Annotated in this window: 2 protein-coding genes, 1 pseudogene and 1 riboswitch; of the genes and pseudogenes, 2 read left to right on the forward strand and 1 reads right to left on the reverse strand. The window is 38.6% G+C overall.

What is annotated here, in order from left to right:
• Window positions 1-28: 28 nt before the first annotated feature.
• Window positions 29-1,363 (reverse strand): NCS2 family permease, encoded by a 1,335-nt coding sequence (locus CH76_RS13110; RefSeq protein WP_036147249.1) that lies wholly within the window; start codon window positions 1,361-1,363, stop codon window positions 29-31.
• 28 nt (window positions 1,364-1,391) lie between these two features.
• Window positions 1,392-1,493: riboswitch (purine riboswitch) on the reverse strand.
• A 128-nt stretch (window positions 1,494-1,621) separates the two neighbouring features.
• Between CH76_RS13110 and CH76_RS13115 the strand changes: the two genes are divergently transcribed.
• The gene (locus CH76_RS13115; protein ID WP_036147252.1) at window positions 1,622-2,134 is read left to right on the forward strand and encodes a GNAT family N-acetyltransferase; all 513 of its coding nucleotides are present in this window, start codon (window positions 1,622-1,624) and stop codon (window positions 2,132-2,134) included.
• Window positions 2,131-2,575: pseudogene (locus tag CH76_RS13120) on the forward strand (hypothetical protein); the annotation flags it as partial. The gene CH76_RS13115 and the pseudogene CH76_RS13120, both read left to right, overlap by 4 nt.

Genomic DNA, 2,575 nt, shown 5'->3' on the forward strand with positions numbered 1-2,575 from the left:
TTTTTAGCAAAAGAGGTCATTGTATTATTTATAAGAAAATGAAATAGGCTAAAAAGATACCAAATAGGCCATACATAATTGGATGAATTTCTTTGGCACGACCTGCAACAATCATTGTAATTGGGTAAAAAATAAATCCAATGGCAATACCTGTAGCAATTGATGATGTTAATGGCATCATAATAATAACTAAAAAGGCTGGCACTGCAATCTCAAATTTATCCCACTCTATTAATTTAAGTGCGCTAGCCATTAATACACCTACAATAATTAAGGCAGGAGCCGTAACTGCTGAAGTAATAACGCTAAGCACTGGATAAAAGAACAAGGCTAATAAAAATAAGACACCCGTTACTACGGAAGCAAAACCTGTTCTTGCACCTGCTGCTACACCCGCCGTAGACTCTACATAAGATGTTGTTGTTGATGTACCGAAGATAGCTCCTGTTACTGTGGCTAATGAGTCTGCTAATAAAGCGCGACCTGCACGTGGTAGTTTTTCGTCCTTAATTAATCCTGCTTGATTAGCTACAGCTACGAGTGTACCTGCAGTATCAAAGAAATCTACAAACAAGAATGTTAACACTACAACTAAAAAGTTAAGGGAAACCAATGAGCCAAAGTCGTTAAAAATTGGATCAAGCGCAGCACCAAATGTAGGTGATACAGAAGGAATGGCTCCAATGATTTTTTCTGGCATTGGCACAAGGTTAAAGATAATACCAACGACTGCTGTTAATAATAAGCCGTAAAACACGCTACCTTTAATACCTTTGGTCATGAAAATAACTGTAATAGCTAAGCCGAAAATGGCAAGTAATGCGTTGGGTGTTTCTACAATATTACCAAGCGTTACAAATGTAGCTTGGTCAGGCACAATAATTTCGGCATTTTTCAAACCAATAAATGTGATAAAAAAGCCGATACCTGCGCCTACTGCATGTTTAAGTTGCATCGGAATTGCATTAATAATTAACTCACGCAATCCTGTTAATGATAGAACAATGAAAATTAATCCTGAGCATAGCACACCTGTTAAAGCAGTTTGCCAAGGAATACCCATGCCTAATACGACTGAAAATGCGAAGAATGCATTTAACCCCATACCTGGTGCAAGCGCAATTGGATAACGTGCAATAATCCCCATAAATAGTGAACCTACTGCTGCTGCAAGTGCTGTTGCTACAAACACCGCTCCGTAATCCATACGCATCTCATCTGGTACACCTTCTATACCATCTAATGACAGCATTAAAGGGTTAACAACTAGAATATACGCCATCGCTAAGAATGTTGTTAGACCACCCATTATTTCGCGACGGTAATTCGTACCCAACTCTTCAAATTGGAAATACTTCTTCATAACTAATTTTGCCTCCGTTTGTCGTACGTAAGCTCTTATTTAATTTCGTAGTCAGGTCTTTTACGGTGACCTGGTAGAGACTATCGGACCTTATTACCGATATTATACGACGACAGTTTTTATTTACACTCGTAATATATCACCGCTTTTCACTAAAATCAATACCATTCACGAACATTTATATTTTTATTTTAAATAAAGTTCGTGATTTGCCCATATTCTAGCAAAACGTTTATACTTATGGCGAGGTGAGGAGAAATGAAATTACACAAGGCAAACCAACAAGACGTGGCGTATGTTGCAGATTTATATGATCGCTCATGCGCACAACTAGAGGCAAACACTAACTACCCTTTATGGAAGCGAGGCGTTTACCCTAGTGAGGCTACAGCTATTAAAAGCTTTGAAGCAGGCGATTTATTTATCTTTACTAAGGATAACGAACGTGTTGGCTGCGTCGTACTTAACCAAATTGGTGCACCTGCTTATAATGAAGGCGATTGGCAATTACAGGAGGCAAACCCTGTAATGATTCATGGACTTGCTAAAGATTTTTTACATAAGGTCAGTGGGACTGAGCTTGTAACATGCATTATAAATTGGGCAAAGACTGAAGGATACGACAGCATTCGTTTAGATGCCGTTACACAAAATACGCCTGCCATTGCGCTATATGAAAAACTCGGTTTCCAACGTGTTGGCAAAGTAGATTTACAGCTAGACTTCCCGTGGGTAAAATGGTTTTACCTTTATGAATTGGTACTAGCATGAAGAAGCTCTTCTTGCTACTCAGTTTATTAATGTTAACTGCCTGCAACAGTAGTACAACAGATGTGATTTACGAATTTCCTCAAGGTTTTGAGGGCGAATTTGCTGTAATTTACAATGTAGCCAGTGCACCAGCGCTCACTAAAGAGGATGATTATACAGTAGTAAAAATTAATGAACAAGGCTATATGCTAACCTCAACGCCTACACAGCAGTACGGGACAGTTACGGATAAATATTTTTATGTAGATGCTAATGGCAAACGCACAGCAATTAGCGATAAGTGTGTGTTAGCTGGCAATACAGGCTCTTATGGGGGAGAAATTGCAGTCAACTTTTCGCAAAGTACACTTGTTAAGGATAATTGTGAGGAAGAGTTTCACTTGTTAACACCTAATTTTAATACGTTAGATATTGATGCATTACTCGCCAACGTCACAAAAG

The organism is Lysinibacillus sp. BF-4, assembly GCF_000743635.1.
In the GTDB taxonomy this organism is placed as follows: Bacteria; Bacillota; Bacilli; order Bacillales_A; family Planococcaceae; genus Metalysinibacillus; species Metalysinibacillus saudimassiliensis.